At 46.8% G+C, this 20,799-nt stretch carries 10 protein-coding genes; 9 read left to right on the top strand and 1 reads right to left on the bottom strand.

The genetic code is table 11. The features are described 5' to 3' along the window. Window positions 1-2 precede the first annotated feature (2 nt). Window positions 3-623 (top strand): WbqC family protein, encoded by a 621-nt coding sequence (locus tag DWZ03_RS08625; RefSeq protein WP_005833857.1) that lies wholly within the window; start codon window positions 3-5, stop codon window positions 621-623. 431 nt (window positions 624-1,054) lie between these two features. On the opposite strand, the gene DWZ03_RS08620 is transcribed toward DWZ03_RS08625, so the two are convergent. Next, window positions 1,055-3,940 (bottom strand): hypothetical protein, encoded by a 2,886-nt coding sequence (locus tag DWZ03_RS08620; protein WP_016272111.1) that lies wholly within the window; start codon window positions 3,938-3,940, stop codon window positions 1,055-1,057. Between the two features lie 285 nt (window positions 3,941-4,225). Here DWZ03_RS08620 and DWZ03_RS08615 point away from each other — a divergent pair, with 285 nt between their 5' ends. From DWZ03_RS08615 to DWZ03_RS08580, 8 genes are all read left to right on the top strand, one after another. Next, entirely contained in the window at window positions 4,226-6,037 is a 1,812-nt protein-coding gene (locus DWZ03_RS08615; RefSeq protein WP_016272112.1) for a glycoside hydrolase family 2 protein, read from the top strand. Between the two features lie 183 nt (window positions 6,038-6,220). Then, a complete protein-coding gene (locus tag DWZ03_RS08610) occupies window positions 6,221-9,259 on the top strand; it encodes a SusC/RagA family TonB-linked outer membrane protein (protein WP_009037426.1) in 3,039 nt (1,012 codons plus the stop codon). A gap of 23 nt (window positions 9,260-9,282) precedes the next feature. Continuing rightward, window positions 9,283-11,037, top strand: coding sequence for a RagB/SusD family nutrient uptake outer membrane protein (locus DWZ03_RS08605; protein ID WP_120129629.1), 1,755 nt, complete (start codon window positions 9,283-9,285; stop codon window positions 11,035-11,037). Between the two features lie 39 nt (window positions 11,038-11,076). Further along, window positions 11,077-11,469, top strand: a complete 393-nt coding sequence (locus DWZ03_RS08600) for a hypothetical protein (protein WP_005833867.1) — start codon at window positions 11,077-11,079, stop codon at window positions 11,467-11,469. Between the two features lie 37 nt (window positions 11,470-11,506). Next, window positions 11,507-12,556, top strand: coding sequence for a DUF4466 family protein (locus DWZ03_RS08595; protein ID WP_120129627.1), 1,050 nt, complete (start codon window positions 11,507-11,509; stop codon window positions 12,554-12,556). Window positions 12,557-12,574: 18 nt separating this feature from the next. Beyond that, on the top strand, window positions 12,575-15,550 hold the full coding sequence (locus tag DWZ03_RS08590) for a glycosyl hydrolase family 28-related protein (RefSeq protein ID WP_016272115.1): 2,976 nt from the start codon (window positions 12,575-12,577) through the stop codon (window positions 15,548-15,550). 193 nt (window positions 15,551-15,743) lie between these two features. Next, window positions 15,744-18,404, top strand: a complete 2,661-nt coding sequence (locus DWZ03_RS08585) for a glycoside hydrolase family 2 TIM barrel-domain containing protein (RefSeq protein ID WP_120129624.1) — start codon at window positions 15,744-15,746, stop codon at window positions 18,402-18,404. Between the two features lie 18 nt (window positions 18,405-18,422). Further along, window positions 18,423-20,786 carry an alginate lyase family protein gene (locus DWZ03_RS08580; RefSeq protein ID WP_005833875.1) on the top strand — a complete coding sequence of 788 codons (2,364 nt, stop codon included), beginning with the start codon at window positions 18,423-18,425 and terminating at the stop codon, window positions 20,784-20,786. Window positions 20,787-20,799: the final 13 nt, after the last annotated feature.

Here is a 20,799-nt window from a genome sequence, read left to right as displayed (position 1 = left end):
TGATGAAAACAGTTTTTCTTTCTTCCGCCTATTTGGCTCCCATAGAATATTATACCAAATTGCTGGCATACGATAAAGTATTCATCGAACAGCATGACCACTATATGAAGCAGACTTACCGCAACCGCTGCACCATTGCCGCACCGGACGGCGAGTTGGCACTTTCCATCCCTACCGTAAAGCCGGATAGCCTAAAATGCCCGATGCGCGATATCCGTATCTCCGACCACGGTAACTGGCGGCATCTGCACTGGAATGCGCTTGAATCTGCCTACAACCACACTCCTTTCTTTGAATATTATAAAGACGACTTCCGCCCTTTCTATGAAAAGAAGTATGAGTTTTTAGTCGATTTCAACGAAGAACTTTGCCATCTTATCTGTTCTCTGATAGACATACAGCCCGATATGGCACGCACCACCGAATACCGGACTGAATTCACTCCGAATGAAGCGGATTTCCGCGAACGCATCCATCCGAAGAAAGACTTCCGACTGAAAGACCCGGAGTTCTCTCCCAAACCCTATTACCAGGTCTTTCAGGAGAAGCACGGCTTTCTGCCTAACCTGAGCATTGTAGATTTGCTGTTCAATATGGGGCCGGAGAGTTTGTTGATGTTGTAGGTTACTTATGGGAATTAGGGAGTTCATTTCTAAACGGGTTTGAGATAAATGTTAGTATCACGAGGGGACAAGTTGACAAGGCAACAAGCGCCTTGCGGTATATCATTTACTTCATTTCTGCCCCGTTATGAACCGGGAAAAGAGCCGAATAGCAATCTGCATTATTTACAAACAACACAGATTCAAGAAACAGTAGCATACTGAACCTAATTCAGTCGTATAGTGAATAGGGCTCAGTCGTATAGTGAATGCAGCACACCAGAATAATGCTGATAATCAAGAAGTTGCAAAAACACAGTCAGAACCTTGATAAATTACAACAAATTATCAAAATATCATTGTGCTCATTTCGTAGCGGGATTGAACACAGAGGTACGAAGTATCCACCTCCCCTTTAGGGGATTCGGGGAGTATTCAACCCCTGCTTCGCATCACTTATTGAACCTCTGCAAGAACTCCGCCAGGTTCTCCCCTTCTTCCAGGCCCAGCTTTTTCCGAAGGCGATAACGGCTGATTTCCACTCCGCGCAGAGAGATGTTCAGCAAGGGAGCTATCTCTTTGGAGAGCAGGTTCATCTTGATATATGCACAGAGCAGTTTATCCTTGTTGTTCAATTCGGGATATGCCTCTTCGAGTTTTCTGAAGAAGTCGTGGTAGACAGAGTCAAAGGTGCTTTGGAAAGCCTGCAAGTCGTCATCGTGCTCAATATTCGTTTCAATCTGTCCCAGTAGCCGAAGTGTTTTACGCCGGAGGGAAACCAAGTTTTCTTCACTGATGGAATGGGAAATGCCTAATACTTCTTTCTTGATACCCATCAGCATCTCATTCTTGCGCACAATATTCAAGGTAGTACGGATTAGTTCTTCTGATTTATGGCTTAACTCCGCCTGCAAGTTCTCCTCTTTCAGTGAGTCAATCTTCTGGTCTTTCAATTCACTCTCTTTCTTGAATTCTTGTTTCTGCCTGTAGAGCTCCAGCTCTTTTTGCATCAACAGATGCTTCCGGCTGACAGCTATGCGATAGGCTATATAATATAGTAGTAAACCCACAGCGACTGCATATATCAGGTAGCTCCACCAGGTGCGATACCAAGGAGGCAAGATTTCAAATGAGAACGAAGTCATTACCAACTCCTGGTCTTTATCGGTCATCAATTTTACGCTAAACACATACTTACCTTCATGCAGACCCGTAAATTCTTTAATAGTATTCTCACTGTACTCGCTCCATTCTCCCCTTTCGCTCCCCTCGCTCAAGCGATAGGAAAAAAGAGCCGATTGGGATGCATCGTTACTGTTCACATTATACTCTATGCGGAGGGAGTTGTGTTTATAGGGAATAGTGACAAGAGAATCTGTGTAATGATAGCTACGCCCGTAAATCAATGAGTCGCGTCGTCCTGTGAGATATACACGGCGTATCTGTAGAGATAGCTTTTCCTTACCCACAGTCGTCGATGAAAAGCGTACCAGGGAAAAACCTTCTTCCGTTCCCACCACAGCTTGCCCGTCATATACATTTACATGCTCATAGTTCTCTATCAAAGAGCCCTTCAAGAATGTGTCATGAGGCAATTTTGAATAGGTATTCTTCACAGCATCGTAGCGCAACAACTTGAGAGCTTCACCTGAAACGTACCATATATTATGGGCCATATCCATGGTGAGATAACTGTAAGCGGCTTTCCCGTCCAACATATTTTCCAACTCATGATATTCTTCCAGACTATCCGTGGCTTGATTGTAGCGCCATAACCCGTAATGTGACACTGCAACTGTTTCACTGTTTACCTGCGTCAGAAATATATCATAACCGGAAGGGAAAGCGCTATGGTTATACTTTTTCAAACTTACCACTTCCTGCAAATCATCCGACAGAATCAAGCGGCAGACACCTCTGTCCTTATTTGTCACCCATAACGCATTACCCGAGCTTTCAGCCATTAGGCTTTTTGCAGCATAAGTGAAATTCTTAAGCCGGAAAGCAGGCTGCCAACGCCCGGCCACTTTTTTCAGTAAATGCAACCCACTATATTTACCATAAGTACCCGCAATCAGCACATCCGGGTGACCGTTCAAAGGGACAAGGCTCCTGACACCTTTTATACCATCCAAATGCTCCATCTTATCGCCGTCTATCACAAAGACACCGTTGTCCGAAGCACAGAACAGCTTACCGTCATAGTTTAGGAAAGACCACATCTGTCCACCGGTTCCGGGAACAAAAGTCATCGGTATCTCTTTGTTCAGTTCTGTGGATGGTAGTGTTGTATAAAGGCCCTGATTGGAAGCCAGATACAACTTACCCTGATAAACGATAGAAGAATATCCGGACCCAATGACCGGTTTATTACCATATAGAGAAGAAACGGGCGAACTCAAATGTACACAGTCAATGCCATTATCCAGCCCCAACCAAAGGTTGTTCAGCGCATCGAAAGACATACTGAGCACTGTTTTGTTCTGCAATCCACTATTAATGGAAATCACATTCATTTCATCCTTTTCCAAATCAAGCAAACAAACCCCATCCTGCACAGAGCCAAGTGCCAGCAAAGACTGGTTAAGAGCAGCACAAAACACACGATTGTGCTGCATAAAGCTATCTGCAACACTATTGAACTTCTGCACCGTCTCGCCATCATAGATAAAAAGGCCGTTGTAACGGGTGGCTATCAGAATCTTGCCACTATAGGGTAATAGTCCCGATACCCTGCCCAGCATCTCCGAACCCGGCACCAAACTGAACTTCTTTCCATCCATCACCAGAACTCCCTCGGCCGCACCGATATAGAACTTATTATATAAAATGGCCGAAGTATAAATCTCACCCGGATACTCCAAGTATTCCAACTTATTATTTTCCCAGTAGAACAAACTACGGTCTGATTGGAAATAGATTCTCTCTTTATCCTGCAATATGTTCCATATCACGCCAACTATTGAATTCGGGGGCAAATTATCCGAAAGGCATGTATAGTCCAATCCGCCCAGCCTGTTTGGAGTGAAATAACCGAACCGCCCGATTCCACCGATATAAATCCGTCCGTCATTCCCTATTCTCATGGCCCGCGCCTTTGCATTACGTATAGGGTAAAGATTCCAGCTTGCACCGTCAAATTCGAGTAAACCGTTACTATTGGCCACATACATCCAACCGTTATCGTGTTGCTGTAACATCCAGTTTTGATTACCTGCCTTATAAGTATGGCGGGTATAGTTCGTTACCGGGCGTTGCCATCCTGCATTCAACTGCACCGACAGCAATAACAAAAGGGTAAGTATAAAATAGGACTTGCTTTTCATAGCGGTCAACATTTGCGTTTATGAAGCAAAGATAACTCCTTTACTCTAAAGTAGTATTCCACCACATCATCTTTAACAGATTTATTCAGAAGAAGCATACTTGAAAGAAAACGTACTTATAACCAACACCTTACAACATTCGTGAGAAAGTAATGATGTAGTCAAAACCGGCATTTGATGTAATTATGATGTAGCCGACTTCGGAATACGAATGCCTCATACCTGTATATTTGCCATCACTCTACAGAAGAATGCATGGAAATCGTTCTTCTTAATTTTAAATCAAAATATAGTAGTATGAAAACACTCTTGAAGAACAGTCTGACTTTTCTTTTGATGCTGATGCCGGTATTGGCTTTCGCCCAGCAAGCACCTCAGATAATGAATGTCAGCGCACGCCAGACGACATCCCTCGACGGGCAGTGGAAAACAATTGTAGATCCTTTTGAAAACGGCTACTACGATTACCGTCTGAAACCCTATGACGGAGGTTATGCCCAGGACAAGACTTATTCCGACAAGACCAAGTTGCAGGAATACGACTTTGAAACGGATAAACTGCTGTTTGTTCCCGGAGACTGGAACACACAGCGTCCGCAATTGTATTATTATGAAGGAACCGTATGGTACCGCAAACATTTTGAATACTCCTTGCAGCCGGGCAAGCGCCTTTTCCTAAACTTCGGAGCTGTTAATTACGAGGCTATCGTGTGGCTGAACGGCAAACGTCTGGGAAGGCACATCGGCGGGTTTACTCCTTTCAACTTTGAAATTACCAACCTCCTGAAAGAAGGCACGAACAGCCTCGTGGTCAAGGTGGACAACAAACGCCTGCCCGAAGCTGTGCCCACGGTCAATGCAGATTGGTGGAACTTCGGTGGAATAACCCGTCCCGTCACTCTGATAGAAATGCCTGCAACCTATATACGCGACTATTACGTACAGTTGGCAAAGGATGACAAGAACATGATTGAGGGCTGGGTGCAACTGGAAGGTTCTGACAAGGAACAGAAGATAACACTGGATATTCCCGAACTGAAAGTAAAGAAAGAAGTCACGACCGATGCCAACGGGTATGCTTCATTCCTAATAAAAAGCAAACCTATACTCTGGACTCCGGAGAATCCGAAATTATATGCCGTGAACCTGGCTTCCGAAACGGATAAGGTTTCTGATGAGATAGGTTTCCGCACGATTCGCACGGAGGGCATCAAGATATTGCTGAATGACAAGGAAATCTTCTGCAGGGGTATCAGCATCCACGAAGAAACTCCCTATTACAGTGGTCGTGCTTACTCAAAAGACCATGCCCACACATTGCTGAGTTGGGCAAAGGAACTGGGATGCAACTTTGTTCGCCTGGCCCATTATCCCCATAATGAAGAGATGGTGCGCGAGGCCGAACGTATGGGCTTCCTTGTATGGTCCGAAATTCCCGTGTATTGGACGATTCACTGGGAGAACAAGGATACTTACCAAAATGCGGAGCAACAATTGTGCGACATGATTGCCCGCGACAAGAACCGTTGCAACATCATCATCTGGTCTATTGCCAACGAAACTCCGCACAGCGAGACGCGTCTCACGTTCCTCTCTAATCTGGCAAACAAAGCAAGAAGCCTCGATAGCGTCCGCCTAATTGGCGCAGCTATGGAGAAGGAAGAAGTACAGCCGGGTGTTCTGACGGTAAACGACCCGTTGGGAGAGCTATTGGATATCATCAGTTTCAACGAGTATGTGGGCTGGTACGATGGCGACTCTGAGAAATGTGACCGCGTGAACTGGACATTCGATACTCAGAAACCGGTATTCATCAGTGAACTCGGAGGCGGTGCTTTGTACGGGCGCCACGGCTCACCCAAAGAACGCTTCACGGAGGAGTATCAGGAAGATTTGTATATCCGCCACGTGAACATGTTGAAACGTATTCCGGGACTTGCCGGCACTACTCCGTGGATATTGAAAGATTTCCGCTCACCGCGCCGCCATGTACCCGAGATTCAGGACGACTTCAACCGTAAAGGACTGGTTTCTGACAAAGGACAGAAAAAGAAAGCATTCTTTGTTTTGCAGAAATGGTATAAAGAATTAACCGAAGCATATAAATAGCTCACAACAAGACCTCATTAATAACTCTAAAAAAGAAAGGACGCCTATGAAGTAACACCTATGAGAATACACTTTCTTTATAGGAAGCAGCTCAACTGTTTTCTGTAGAGAGAAAGAAGATGAAGGTTATCATCTTCACATGAAAATTAACCTTTAATTTATTCATTCAAAATTAAGTCTAATATGAAACATTTTTTGGTATTCCTATTACTCTTTATTGGTATCGGAAGTGTCACGGCACAAAATGCCAGAATTACCGGTACAGTAAAAGATAACACAGGAGAGGCGGTTATCGGTGCTAATATAAAAGTAAAAGACAGCACCGGCGGCACAATCACAGACATCGACGGACATTTTAACATTGAAGCCTCATCTAATGCAACTCTTGTAGTATCTTTCATCGGATACATTACTCAAGAAGTACCCTTGAAAGGTAGAACCAATGTAGTAGTAACCCTCTCGGAAGACTCTCAAACACTGGATGAGGTCGTTGTAGTGGGTTATGGAACTCAGAAGAAAGTAAACCTGACCGGTTCTGTTGCAGCAGTAAAAGTCGATGAAAAGATTGCCAGCCGTTCCATCACAAACGTATCTTCCAGTCTCTCGGGTTTGGTGCCGGGATTGGTAGTGAGCCAAACAACCGGTTTTGCAGGTGGAGACGGTGCTTCGCTGAAAGTACGCGGTTTGGGTTCCATCAACAATTCTGACCCATTGATTGTAGTGGACGGGATGCCGGATGTAGATATCAATCGTATTAATATGAACGATATTGAAAGCATCTCAGTCTTAAAAGATGCAGCTTCGTCAGCCGTTTACGGTTCGCGTGCAGCCAACGGTGTTATCTTGATTACCACCAAAGGCGGTTCTAAAGAAGCCAAATCCAAAGTGACTTATAATGGTTCTTATGCCTTATCAAGCCCCGTAGAGTTTTACGACTATTTAGCCGACTATAGCCGTGCACTGACCATGCAGATGCGCTCTGCTGCCACAGGTAACAAATCGACCAGTTTCCAGCAGGGTACGGTAGAGCAATGGATGGCCATGGGCTTGGTAGATCCTATTCTTTTTCCGAACACCGACCAATATGACGAAATGTTCCGTACCGGTGCCATCATGAACCATACGGTTTCAGCCTCCGGCGGCAACGATAAGATAAATTTCTATACTTCACTCGGCATCATGGACCAGGAAGGTCTGCAAATCCACAATGACTACAGCCGTTATAACATGCGTTTGAACGTGGATTATAAGGTTCGTGATAACGTAAAAATAGGTATCAGAACAGATGGTAGCTGGTCAGAGCGCCAGACACCTCGCGGCGCAGGTTTGGAAACTGCAGGTTTAAAATATGTCATCTCCGGTATTTTGAACAAGCATCCTGAAACAGGTGAATACGGCGGTGCCATGGCTTATGGAGAATCTGCTTCTGCCGGTAATGCTGTTGCCGAATACGAAGCTTATCGCACAAATACTTCCCGCAAAGAATTTAATGGAAACGCTTACTTGGAATGGGAACCGCTTAAGGATTTGAAGTTGAACGTCAGTTACGCTTTGCGCTATTATAACCAGTTCAGCAAAAGCATCCAGAATGTGGTGAACCAGATGAACTTCCAGACCAACAGTATAGCCCGCACCATGCCGGATACAGGTGATATCATCAGCAATTCCAATAACGAAGGTCATAAGACTTTGTTCCAAGGACGTATCACTTATGAAAAGGAAATCTTCAAAGGGCATCATATTTCCGCCATGTTCAATGCAGCCGAAGAATACTGGTTCCAACGCAACATGGGTGCAGGACGTAAGAACCGTTTGCACAACAGCCTTGAAGAACTGGATGCAGCTTCCAAGGAAGTACAGACCAACGACGGTAAATCCGAATCCGAAGGTTTGCGTTCTTTCATAGGGCGCGTCAACTATACATTATTTGATAAATACTTGTTTGAATTCAACTTCCGTTCCGACGGTTCTTCCCGCTTTGCCAAAGGACATCAATGGGGTTTCTTCCCATCAGCTGCTGTAGGTTGGCGTGTTTCGGAAGAAGCCTTCTTCGCCCCGTTGAAGAAAGCAATCAGTAATGCCAAGTTCCGTGCTTCTTACGGTTCTCTGGGTAATAACTCCGGAGTAGGACGTTACGAACAAAAAGAAACAATGGGAACTACCAATTATATTGTTGGAAACAACGGTCTTGCAACCGGATTCAGTGCCAATAAGATGATTAACCAAGACCTTTCCTGGGAAGAAACCCGTGTCATCAATATAGGTTTGGACTTAGGATTCTTCAACAACCGACTGACTGCGGAACTCGACTGGTACGACCGTTTCACCACCGGTATGATTCGTGGTTCCAGCATATCTTCGTTATTAACCGGTTATTCGGCACCGAATATCAATGTGGCCGACCTGCGTAACCGCGGTATTGAAGTGAATCTGAACTGGCAGTCCAGTATTCGCAAATTCGAATACAGCGTCAATGTAAACGCTTCTTATAACGTAAATAAGCTGGAGAAATGGGGTGACTATCTGAACCGTGGGTGGATTATGCTCGACATGCCTTACCACTTCCTCTATATGTATGAAGCTTATCCGGGTTTGGTGCAAAGCTGGAATCAACTCTACAATGCACCCTATCAAGGAGATGCCTACAACGCACCGGGTGACATTATCCTCAAAGACTTGAATGGTGACGGTAAAATCAGTGACCTTGATAAGAAAGCATACACCGACAAATACCGCGATACCCCGATGGGACAATTCGGTATTACTTTGACCGGAGCCTACCAGGGTTTTGATATCCAGGCTTTGTTCCAGGGTAACTACGGACGTTCTGATGTATGGTTGGATGATTTGAACAATACCAAGATACCGGATAACCGTTATGCATTCCAACAGTTCCATTGGAGTGATTCTTGGTCGTTAGACAATCGTGGTGCCTCCCTACCCCGTCTGCTGAATGGTAGCGGCGGTAACAAGAACCGTGAAGAAAGTACATACTGGGCTTATAATACCAACTATTTCCGTTTGAAGAACTTACAGGTTGGTTATACCGTTCCCGAACGTTATATGCAGAGAATCGGTTTCAACCGTGCACGTATCTACTTATCCGGTGAGAACCTCTTTACTTTAACTCCCTGGAAAGGTATCGACCCTGAAAAGCCTCATGGAAACGACCTATACCCATTGGTTAAAACCTACTCAATCGGTTTGAATATAGAATTCTGATAACTCAACAAATAAGAAAGAATATGAAATATATTAAGTATATAGCATTAGCCGGACTGGTCGGTTTAACATCTTCTTGTATAGATGACCTGCTGAACCGTCCTGCTACAACAGAAGTATCTTCGGACCTCTTTTGGACAAGTACAGATGATGCCTTGTCCTCTACCTACGGTGTTTACAACGCAGTGCGGACTTTGTTTGCAACTGATTACTACTACGACGGGCATGGCGAATTCCAAAATACTCGCGGTAAGAGTATCGGTGATATTTCTTCATGGGGACCCGGAACGCCGGGCAGCGGATTTTCCAGTATGTGGAACAATGCATACCGGGTTATCAACCGTGCCAACTACACCATTCAGTATGTAGAGCAAATGATTCAAGCAGAACAGAATGCCGCAACCAAAGCATCTTTGGAGGCTATCAATGCCGAGAATTACTTCCTGCGTGCATTGGCCTATTTCCGTTTGGTTCAAAACTGGGGTGATGTTCCTTACTATCGCCACGTACTCAGCGGCAATGATGAAGCATGCTCATTGGTACGCACCCCTATTGCTACCATCATTCCTGAACTAATCACCGATTTACAGAATGCATCCGAAAAGCTTCCCGCAAGCTATGGTGATAAGTACGGACGTGCCACGCAAGTTGCCGCACTGGGCTTTAAAGCAAAAATAGAATTGTACTATGCTTGCTGGAACAAGAACGGATGGCCCGAACTGGAAGGCTTCGAGCCGAGCAGCAGTGTAGCCCAAACCTATTATGCCGCCGCTGCTTCAGACTTCAGCAAAGTAATCAACAATTATGGCCTGACAATCTTTGGTGATGGTAATCCCGGCACTGAAGACAAACCCAACTATAGAGAGCTGTTCCAATATTATAATGAAAATTGTTCGGAAATCATCTTCTCCATTACTTATGGCGGTCCTTCTCTCGGCCAGGGTGAAAGTTTGTTGCGCGACTTCGGTACCCGTACCACCGGTAATGCACAATGCTGGATTATGCCTACTGTCCGCTTGGCAAACCGTTATCAATCAACTGTCACCGGTGATTTCTGTGATGAGCTTATCTTGTCTAAAGATGCTGCACTCCCTAATGGAGCGCGTAACCGTGCCAGCTATGAGAATCGTGACTGGCGTATGAAATCGACCATCATGTGGGATGGTGAGTCTTACAAGAAAATTACAACGGACGGCCTGACAATGGGTGACGAATATACCTGGATGTTCGGTGAAAGAAATGAGGCCAACGGTTTCATCAATAATGATGCCAGCAATCAAACCGGTTATATCTTCCGTAAATGGATACGCCAGGAAGCCGGTTGGGAGCGTACAGATGGTCCGCAGGATTTCTATCTGATGCGTTTGGCCGATGTGTATCTGATGTATGCCGAAGCTGTCAACGAAACGTCCGGTCCTACCAGCGAATGTGTAGCCTTGCTGAATAAGATTCGCAGCCGTGGCAACCTGCCGGCTTTAACACCCGACAAGTATGCCAATTCCGAAGCATTCTTCAATGCCATTGAGCAAGAACGTATTGTGGAACTGGCCACTGAAGGTATGCGTCCATTCGATATTCGCCGCTGGAGAAAAATCCATGACATATGGGGAGAGGCAAACAGTGACGGTTTAACCTTGTATGATACAAATGGCACACGCATACGTGATGAATTCAAGAATGCACCCGAACTCAATTTCCAAAAGAATTATATCTACCAGATTCCAGAAAACGAAAGAAACCGCAACCCGAATCTGACTCAGAATACTCCGTGGAGATAAGCAATTACCATAAAGTTCATTAAATACAAAAAGAATCGTATGAAAAACCTATATAAAATATTGACTCTTGTCATAGTATGTCTTTTGTCCCAATCATGCAATGATTATCCGGTAGATGATAATGGTTTGCTGGTTACTGACAGTGAAGAATGTTACATCTCTTCCCTCATATTGAGAGGACCGGATGATAGGGACGTATTGATAAGCGGTGTTACCATCGATGACGAAAACAACACCATTACGGGGATAGCTAAATTTGGTACCAACATCAAGAAACTGAAGCCAGAATGTGGTACTGCCAAAGATTGTATCGTAACTCCGACTATGGGAGTGTGGACTGATTTCAGCCAACCCCGCCAGTACACTGTAATTTCCGGTAATCGTCAAGTGAAGAAGACCTATACGGTCACTATCACTTTGCAAGGAGAATAATCAATCAGTATAAACTTCTAAGAAACAGAATATTGTTATGAAACTATTGAAATATGCAATGCTGCCCTTCATCGCTCTCTCTTGCTTCGCATGTAGCGATGACGATGAATCTGCCATTAAAAATGACATGATAAAGAAGACGGTTTCTCCTGCCATAGCCGGAGAAAAAATAGAGTTTGCCTATGCCATGGGAGCCACTAATGGAAGAATAAATAAGGCTGAAGCAGTTGCCTCCATTACCGGAGCAACCGGTACGGGATTTGAGCTGCACTCCTGGTTCACAGCACAGACCGGAATGGATGTTAACGGTGTACATTATGGTGCCGGTGAAGATGTGCCTATCCAAACCGTTAAAGACGCATCTACCGACGGTAGCATTTCTACAGCCAACCTGATGGAGAAAGTCGATGCGCATTACATCAACCCGACCATTGCCATTGGAACCACCCAGACAGACCTCATTGCCGCCACACTACGCTATAACTTCGTAGTGCCCGAAGATGCAAAAGGCAAAACATTCAGCATTACCTTTACTGCCGTTTCCAGTACAGGCGACCGAGTGTCTTACAAAACCCCTAATTACAAAATCTCCAAGATGGACATGAAACGTCTTATCGAATTGGAGAACGAAGGTGCCTGCTACTTCTCTATCGAAGACATGAAGGCTTATACCAAAGAGGAAGTAAACGCTCTGAACTTGTCCGGCAAGATTGATTTCATCTATAACTACCAGGCCAAACTGAATGATTTTGACTATGCACACTCTTTCGTATCTCCTGCAACGGACCCGAAATTCATCGCCATCAGTGGTATTGTCCCCTCGGGTGCTACCAACAACACCCCCATGGAACAACGTGCCAATGTGCATGATGCCCAGTTGAAAGGAAGCAATCCGGCTGTTTACGTGGACGATATAGACTTCGAGACGCTGGATTTAGGCGGAGCCATGAACTATGTACTGAACCTGAAAAAGGACGATAGTGCATTTATGAAGACTGCCGACGGTAAATGGGCTGCATACATCTACGTGAACAGCGTTGACGGTAGCGGTAAGATGACAGTAAGTATCAAACGTTATCCTTTGTAATCTAACCCCTTACACAACATGAAGCGAATAAAAACATTGACTTTTCTGCTCATGATTATCCTCTCTGTAGGAGTATCTGCTCAAAATCCCCGGTCGGTCTTTACCGACCGACCGGTGGATGAGGCAGCTATATATTTCACTCCCGAGAATTTTAAAGTGAAGGCTGACGGGCGTATGGATGTTTCCGAAGCCTTGCAAGAAGCATTGAACCGAACCAAACAAAAAGAAAATGGTTGCGGTATCCTCTTTATCCCCGAAGGAGTGTATAAACTCAACAAGACGATTTACATCCCCTCAGGTGTTCGTATCATTGGTTATGGTGGCAAACGCCCGGTTTTTGTCCTTGCCAAGCAAGCACCCGGTTTTCAGGAAGTTACCCGGGAAACTGCAAAAGGGAAATACCTTTTTTGGTTTATCGGCGGCGGCTACCGCCCGGGAGGCCGTATAGGCGATGCCAATGCAGGGACTTTTTATAGTTCAATGATGAACGTAGATATTCGCATTGAAGGCGGAAATCCCAATGCCTCTGCCATTCGCGCACATTTTGCACAGCACTGCTCTATTTCCAATGTAACCATTCATGTGGGAAAAGGCCGTGCGGGTATTGTCGATGCCGGAAACCATTTGGAGAATATAGCCATTTACGGAGGAGAGTATGGAATTGACACAGACAAGTCAGCTCCCGGATGGCCTATTATGCTACTTAACTCCTATTTTGAAGGACAACGTAAGAGTGCCATCCTTACTAATGAAGGAGGATTGACCATCGTTCGTATGCGGGCAAAGAATGTACCCGTAGCCGTAGAGATTAAAGAGAATGCTCCCGACAGGCTATTTATGGAAGATTGCATTTTCGAGAATGTACACCGCACCGGGGTTATTCTGACAGATGCAGGAAATGCAGCAACACAAATCAACCTTAGAAATATTCAATGTAAAAACGTTCCTATGTTTGCGTTGGAGCGCTTTACAAACCAACAAATACCCGGTAAAGAAAAAACATACCGGGTAACCCGTTTCACTTTCGGTTTTAATGCCGACAGTCTGGAAGACACTCCTCAAATAGTGCGCCGGACAGAAACAGAACCTATTAAGAGCATTACTCCTTTGGATACCGGTGACACCCCGATGCTTCCTGCTACGGAACAATGGATAAACATCCGCAACTTGGGTGCCAAAGGAGACGGTTTCAGTGATGATACACACATTTTCCAGGAAGCAGTACAAAAGTATGCCAATATCTATATTCCCCAAGGATGGTACGTTGTAAAAGAGCCGTTGACTCTGAAACAAAACACGAATCTGATAGGCCTGCACCCCGGCACTACTATCCTATTAAGCTTGGGCGGCAATCCCGCATTCAGCGGCTTCGGTGCCCCGCAAGCACAGTTGACTACTCCCCAAGGTGGAAAGAACATCGTATGCGGTATCTTCCTGAATGCCGATGCCTACAATTACCGGGCTGTCAATTGCAAATGGATGGCAGGCGAAGGCTCTTATATGTATGATGTCAAATTCAGCGGGCACGATAAAGCCCGTTTCTTCCACAACGGACAAAGTGCTGCCAACCCTTTGGAGAAACCTATGTCCATCACTCCGGAAACTCACGACCTCATTACCCGTGCTTGGGACAACCAGCATTGGAGCCTATGGATTACAAACGGAGGAGGAGGCTCATTCCGGGATATATGGACAGCCAACGAATATAGTTCGGCAGGACTGTACATCAGTCATACAGATACCCCGGGACGTATTTACGGAATGTCTTTAGAGCATCATTTACGCAATGAAGCCATCTTCCGCAATGTTGCCAACTGGAAAATCTACGACTTCCAGTTTGAAGTGGAAGCAGAAGGCATCGATACGCAACCTTTGGACCTGATAGACTGCAAGAACCTGACTTTTGCCAATTTCTATTCCTATCGCGTATCGCGCATGTTGAAATCCTATCCGTCGGCTATACGCACCTGGAATTGCAAGGATATTGAGTTTCTGAATGTTCACAACTATGCACATGCCCGCGTAAAGTTCACTTCCAATGCCAGCCTTTACGATGTCAATACCCACCGGGAAGCACGCCGTTGGGAACTGGCACGCCTTTCATTGACCGGCAAGGAAAGCCGTAAATACCCATTGAGCCAGGAAAAAGGAAAAGCCGAACTTGTAGTCACCGGATTTGAGTTCATTGACGGACTGGCACAAGACAGCCGGGGAAATATATATTTCTGCGAGCATCGCATGCGCCGCATCTATAAATTGGATGCCCGAAGCGGGCAGGTAACTTCTATTGCCGATTTCCCCTGGAACGCAGTAGCACTGGCATGCGATACACAAGACAACTTGATTGTCGTTACCAAATACATCTCCCAACCCGGCTATAATAATGACGATACCCGTAACGGCAACCGTCCTCTATTCGGCTGGAAAGGTTCGGGAGGGCTGTGGGGCTTCAATTATGTTCCTAAGCTTTACGCAATACGTCCCGATAATCCGGATGAAAGTTTCCAAGTTTTACCGTTAGTGGATATGAAGCAATTTGCTGCACCGCAACAAATTTATTATCCGGGTAATAGAACCATCACTCAAAGCGAGTATTACAACGGAAGAAAGCCGGAACAATGTTTTGTTGCTCCCGACGGTGTAACCATCATTCCGAATTACGAAGATTTATTCCGTTGTTCATCTCTGGTTAAGGCAGTACCGGGCAAAACAGTCTATACATTGGATGAATATCACCAACGCGTAATCCATGCGGATGTAGATGCCCAAGGCTTCTTGCAAAACTGTCGCATATTTGCCGACGGAGGCGACCGGAGCGTAGTTACGGACTCTAAAGGCAACGTATATGTAGCCAACGGAGACATTTCCATATTCTCCCCGTCAGGTGAATCCATAGGTACGTTAGAGGTGCCGGAACGTCCCACGTCTCTACTGATATCAGGAAACAAGCTCTATATCACAGCTCTTTCTTCGCTCTATCAAATAGAGCTTTAACAATAGGATTATCATAATAAGAGATTAGGATTATAAATCATGACAAAGTGATATTTTCATAGGTTAGATTTTTAAGTTTGTAACTAAGGTTGCGATTCAGGTTTAAGTTAAAGAGGCGGATAACTACTTGTTTTTTTTACATCCGTCTCTTTTTTAGTAGTTTTGGCAGTAATATCATTTATAACATATCACCATGGAAAGAGAGAAAAATACACTCCCGCAAAAGGCCTGCCATTGGATGGCTGCCGTTATTATATCCTTATTTGTCCTGCCCCCTGTCCACGCCCAACGCCAAACCCAAACCATCAACGACAGCTGGAAGTTCCTCAAAGGAGAATGCACCGCAGCAGCCGACAGTGCCTTTGACGACAGCAAATGGACATCCATCCATCTGCCCCATACCTGGAATACCGATGCTTATACCGAAAAGGATTACTACCGCGGCACGGGCTGGTATCGCCGGCAACTGACCTTGCCGCAGGGCTGGAAGGAGAAACAGATTATCCTGAGACTGGATGCTGCCGGCAAATCAGCCACTATCTATATCAATGGCAAAAACGTAGGTGAGCATGCCGGAGGATATACCGCCTGTTCATTCAACATCACGCCGTTCCTCTCTTTCGACACACCCAACACGCTGGCCGTATGCGTGGATAATGCCCGCCAGGATATTGCTCCCATCTCCGGAGACTTCACTTTCTTTGGCGGCATCTACCGGGATGTTTGGCTTACGGCGGTTCCCAACCAGCACTTCAACCTAACGAACCACGGCTCGGACGGTCTGTTCATCAGCACCCCGCAGGTTTCCGAGGAGCAGGCAACCCTCTCCATACGCGGTGAAGTAAAGAACGATGCACCGGAAAAAGCGACGTTGGAACTGACGCACACCATCTACCGCCCGGATGGTACCCTGCTACAAACACTCAAGAAGAATATACAGCTAAAAGCCGGAGAAACCTACGCTTTCAGCAACGAGACAACCCCGGTGTTGAAACCTGAATTGTGGACTCCTGAAACGCCCCGCCTCTACCACGTAGAAACAACCCTGCGCAACCGTAAGACCAAAACCTTGCTGGACCAAAGCAATCATTACACCGCTTTCCGCTGGTTCCGGTTCGACGGAGATGAGGGTTTCTTCCTCAACGGAAAGCCCTATAAACTGCGCGGCATCTGTCGCCATCAAGACCAGAAACCCATAGGTCCCGCGCTGACAGACGAGATGCACCGGAGAGACTTCCTGCTGATGAAAGAGATGGGGGCCAATTTTATCCGTATCTCCCACTATCCGCAAGACGATGCCCTGCTGGAGATGTGCGACAAGCTGGGTATGCTGGCATGGGAAGAGATTCCCATTATAGACATTGTGCCCGATACGCCGGGTTATGGAGATAACTGCGAACGAAACTTGCGGGAAATGATTCGCCAGCACTACAACCACCCTTCTATCATCACCTGGGGATATATGAACGAAATATTGCTCGTAACCCAACGGAAGTACAAAACCGAAGCGGAACTGAAGCCGGTACTGGAACGCACACTGGCACTGGCCAACAGGCTGGAACGGGTACTGAAAGAAGAAGATAGCACCCGCATAAGCACCATGGCATTCCACGGCAGCAACAGCTACAACGAAACCGGATTAAGCAAAATCACCGATATTGTAGGCTGGAACTTATACCAGGGATGGTATGGGGGTGACCTCACGGGCTTTGAGAAGTTCCTGGCACAACAACACCAAAACCATCCCACTCACCCGATGATTGTAAGCGAATATGGTGCAGGTTCGGACAAGCGATTACATTCGCTGCATCCGCGTGCTTTTGACTTCAGCATCGAATACCAGCAGAAGTACCTCGAACACTATTTGCCGGTATTGGAAGATACACCTTATATCTGCGGCGGCACGCACTGGAACTTTATCGACTTCTCTTCTGCCCTGCGAGACGAATCCATGCCACGCATCAACAATAAAGGGTTGGTTTATGCCGACCGTACCCCGAAAGATGTATATCACTACTATCAGGCAGCTTGGCGCAAGGACATTCCGGTGCTGCATATTGCCAGCCGCGACTGGACAGACCGTGCCGGCGTGCAGCAAGGCAATGCTCCCGTATATCTGCCGGTCAAGATATACACCAACCTTTCTGAAGTAGAGCTGTTTATCGACGGTATTTCATTGGGAAAGCAGAAAACAGAGAACTACACGGGCACCTTCGAAGTTCCATTTTCTAACAGAAATCCTTTCCTATTCGCACAAGGAAACTATCAAGGAAAGACAGTGCAAGACGGGCTAAGAATAAACTTCACTCCCATACCGGCATGCCTGGATGCAAACAACCTGAAAGGGTTGGAACTGGCCGTTAATGTAGGAAGCCAATGCTTCTTCACCTCGGACGAAAGCCAACTGACCTGGCTACCCGACCAGCCTTATGCCGCAGGCAGTTGGGGATACATCGGCGGTAAGGAGGGAACTGCACAAACCGAAATCCAAAACACGGCAGACGACCCCTTGTTCCAAACCCTCCGGAATGAGATAGAAGGTTATCGCTTCGATGCTCCCCAAGGTGTATATGAAATAGAGCTTCTCTTTACCGATATCTTCCGCCGGAATGCGGGCATTGCCTACCAACTGGACCGGAACGGGCAACAAGAGAACCGGGAAAACACATTCGGCATTTCCATAAACGGGGAAGTGGTGGAAGAGAGCCTCTCTCCCTGCAAAGAAAGCGGGTACTTCCGTGCTTTGCGAAAGAAGTACTACATTACGAATGACAAAGAATACATCGATATACGCTTCCATTCAACAAGCGGTACTTGCTTCCTGAACGGTATTAAACTCAGAAACATTTATTAATCAATAAAATAGAAAACCATGAAACTAAAAGTAGTACAATGGGTGCTTGCTTTATTGCTTCTGGCGCCTTGCACACAAGCACAATCCATCTGGGATGCCACGCACCTTGCCAACGTAAAACAGTCCATCCATGAACCTTTCTACGCAACCGCCTACCAAGCATTGCAAGCGGAGGCCGATAAACTATTGGATGTACAGCCTCTTTCCGTGATGATGAAAGAGAAGGTGCCTGCCAGTGGCAACAAGCACGACTACATGAGCCAGGCCCGCTATTATTGGCCGGACCCCACAAAGCCCGACGGACTGCCTTACGTGAGCCGCGACGGCGAATCGAACCCCGAATTGAACAAGCTCGACCGCAACCGCCTGGGAGCAACCGCCAGCCGCGTCACCACGCTGGCATTGGCCTGGTACTTCAGCGGAGAAGAGAAGTATGCCCAAAAGGCAACGGAGCTTATCCGCGTATGGTTCTTCGACAAGGATACACGCATGAATCCCAACCTGGAGTATGCGCAGATGATACCCGGACACAACGGCGGCAAAGGCCGTTGCTACGGCGTGCTGGATAGTTACTCCTTTGTAGAGATGCTGGATGCCGTGAAGTTGTTGGAGCAATCGAAGTCTTTTACGGCCAAAGATTCCAAGCAGCTGCAAGCATGGTTCGGCAAGTTGCTGAACTGGATATTGACCAGCCCGCAGGGACAAGAAGAATCCCGCCAGGCCAACAACCACAGTACGGCCTACGATGCGCAGGTGATAGCCATTGCCCTCTACACCGGCAACCTTAAAGTAGCCCGGGAAGTTATCAACGCCGTTCCTGCCAAGCGCATCTTCACCCAGATAGAACCGGACGGACGGCAGCCGCATGAATTGCGCCGCACGCTTGCCTTCGGTTATTCCCAATACAATCTGACCCATCTACTCGACATCTTCTGCATGGCAGAGAAAATAGGAATCAGGATTGATAACGCCACCTCTCCCGACGGACGCAACTTCTACCGGGCAATGGATTTCCTGGCGCAATATGCAGGAAAGGGTACAGAGGAATGGCCTTACCAACAGATTAGCGAATGGGACTACAAACAACAGGAATTCTGTAAAGACCTATACCGTGCCGGCTTGCTCAACCCTGCACGCAAAGACTATCTGAGACTATCCAAAGCCCACAGAGTCATTCAGTGGAAAGACCGCTTCAACTTGCTCTATGTGCAACCCTCCGAAGTGGATAACGCCTATGCCTTTGCCTGCAAACAACTGGAATTTGCCATGCAGTGCGCCGACAAAGCAAAGAAAGAGGAGAAGAATGCTGCCCGGCGTCGCGTCATGCCGCGCAGCATCCATAAAGACGGTTCGCTGGCTATGATACATCCCCACGATTGGTGCTCGGGTTTCTTCCCCGGCTCGTTGTGGCAGGTATATGCCTATACGCATGATGATTACTGGCGCCGGGCTGCCATCTCGTGGACCTGGCCTATTGAAGAAGCCAAGTGGCACAAGGGCACGCACGACCTCGGCTTTATGATGTACGACAGCTTTGGAAAGGCGTATGAACTGACGGGTGAACGCTCTTACAAGGATGTGGTGCTGCAAAGTGCCAAGACTTTGATTACCCGCTACAGCCCGAAGGTGAAAAGCATCCGCTCATGGGACCACAATCGCGACCGATGGAAATATCCGGTCATCATCGACAATATGATGAACCTAGAAATGCTGTTCCGCGCCACGCAGTTGACGGGCGATTCCATTTACTGGAATGTCGCCGTGAACCATGCCAACACTACACTGAAGAATCATTTCCGTCCGGACTACTCCTCTTATCACGTAGTGGACTACCATCCGGAAACAGGTGAAGTCCGCCTGAAGTGTACACACCAGGGAAACTCGGACGACTCCTTCTGGAGCCGCGGACAAGCCTGGGGGATGTACGGCTTTGCCATGTGTTACCGCTTCACCAAAGACCCCGCCTATCTGAAACAATCGGAAGGCATTGCCGACTTCTTCCTCAACCTGCCCAACATGCCGGCAGACGGCGTGCCCTACTGGGATATGAAGATGGATGTCATTAAGGACTGCACCCCCGATAACATCAACCCCGACGTACCACGCGATGCTTCTGCCGCCGCACTCATCGCTTCGGGTTTATATGAACTCTGCACCTACGTAGCTCCGGAGAAGGGTAAACAGTATCGCGCCGTTGCCGACAAGATTGTCGATAGCCTCAACAAGCATTACCGGGCAGAACCGGGCACTCACTACGGCTTCCTGCTGCTGCATTCCACGGGACATCATCCGGGAGGAAGCGAAATAGATGTGCCGCTGAACTATGCCGATTACTTCTATCTGGAAGCGTTGGCAAGGAAAGAGGCGCTGGACATGAAATAAAGTTTATTCGCAA

This window comes from Bacteroides sp. AF29-11 (genome assembly GCF_003602895.1).
In the GTDB taxonomy this organism is placed as follows: domain Bacteria; phylum Bacteroidota; class Bacteroidia; order Bacteroidales; family Bacteroidaceae; genus Bacteroides; species Bacteroides uniformis.
Note: the sequence above shows the minus strand (reverse complement) of the source record. Positions and strands in the feature narration are given on the sequence as shown.

Excerpts from the sequence above, each read along its gene's own strand:
- DWZ03_RS08625 (WP_005833857.1), top strand. The coding sequence starts at position 3 with ATGAAAACAGTTTTTCTTTCTTCCGCCTATTTGGCTCCCATAGAATAT.
- DWZ03_RS08620 (WP_016272111.1), bottom strand. The coding sequence starts at position 3,940 with ATGTTGACCGCTATGAAAAGCAAGTCCTATTTTATACTTACCCTTTTG.
- DWZ03_RS08615 (WP_016272112.1), top strand. The coding sequence starts at position 4,226 with ATGAAAACACTCTTGAAGAACAGTCTGACTTTTCTTTTGATGCTGATG.
- DWZ03_RS08610 (WP_009037426.1), top strand. The coding sequence starts at position 6,221 with ATGAAACATTTTTTGGTATTCCTATTACTCTTTATTGGTATCGGAAGT.
- DWZ03_RS08605 (WP_120129629.1), top strand. The coding sequence starts at position 9,283 with ATGAAATATATTAAGTATATAGCATTAGCCGGACTGGTCGGTTTAACA.
- DWZ03_RS08600 (WP_005833867.1), top strand. The coding sequence starts at position 11,077 with ATGAAAAACCTATATAAAATATTGACTCTTGTCATAGTATGTCTTTTG.
- DWZ03_RS08595 (WP_120129627.1), top strand. The coding sequence starts at position 11,507 with ATGAAACTATTGAAATATGCAATGCTGCCCTTCATCGCTCTCTCTTGC.
- DWZ03_RS08590 (WP_016272115.1), top strand. The coding sequence starts at position 12,575 with ATGAAGCGAATAAAAACATTGACTTTTCTGCTCATGATTATCCTCTCT.
- DWZ03_RS08585 (WP_120129624.1), top strand. The coding sequence starts at position 15,744 with ATGGAAAGAGAGAAAAATACACTCCCGCAAAAGGCCTGCCATTGGATG.
- DWZ03_RS08580 (WP_005833875.1), top strand. The coding sequence starts at position 18,423 with ATGAAACTAAAAGTAGTACAATGGGTGCTTGCTTTATTGCTTCTGGCG.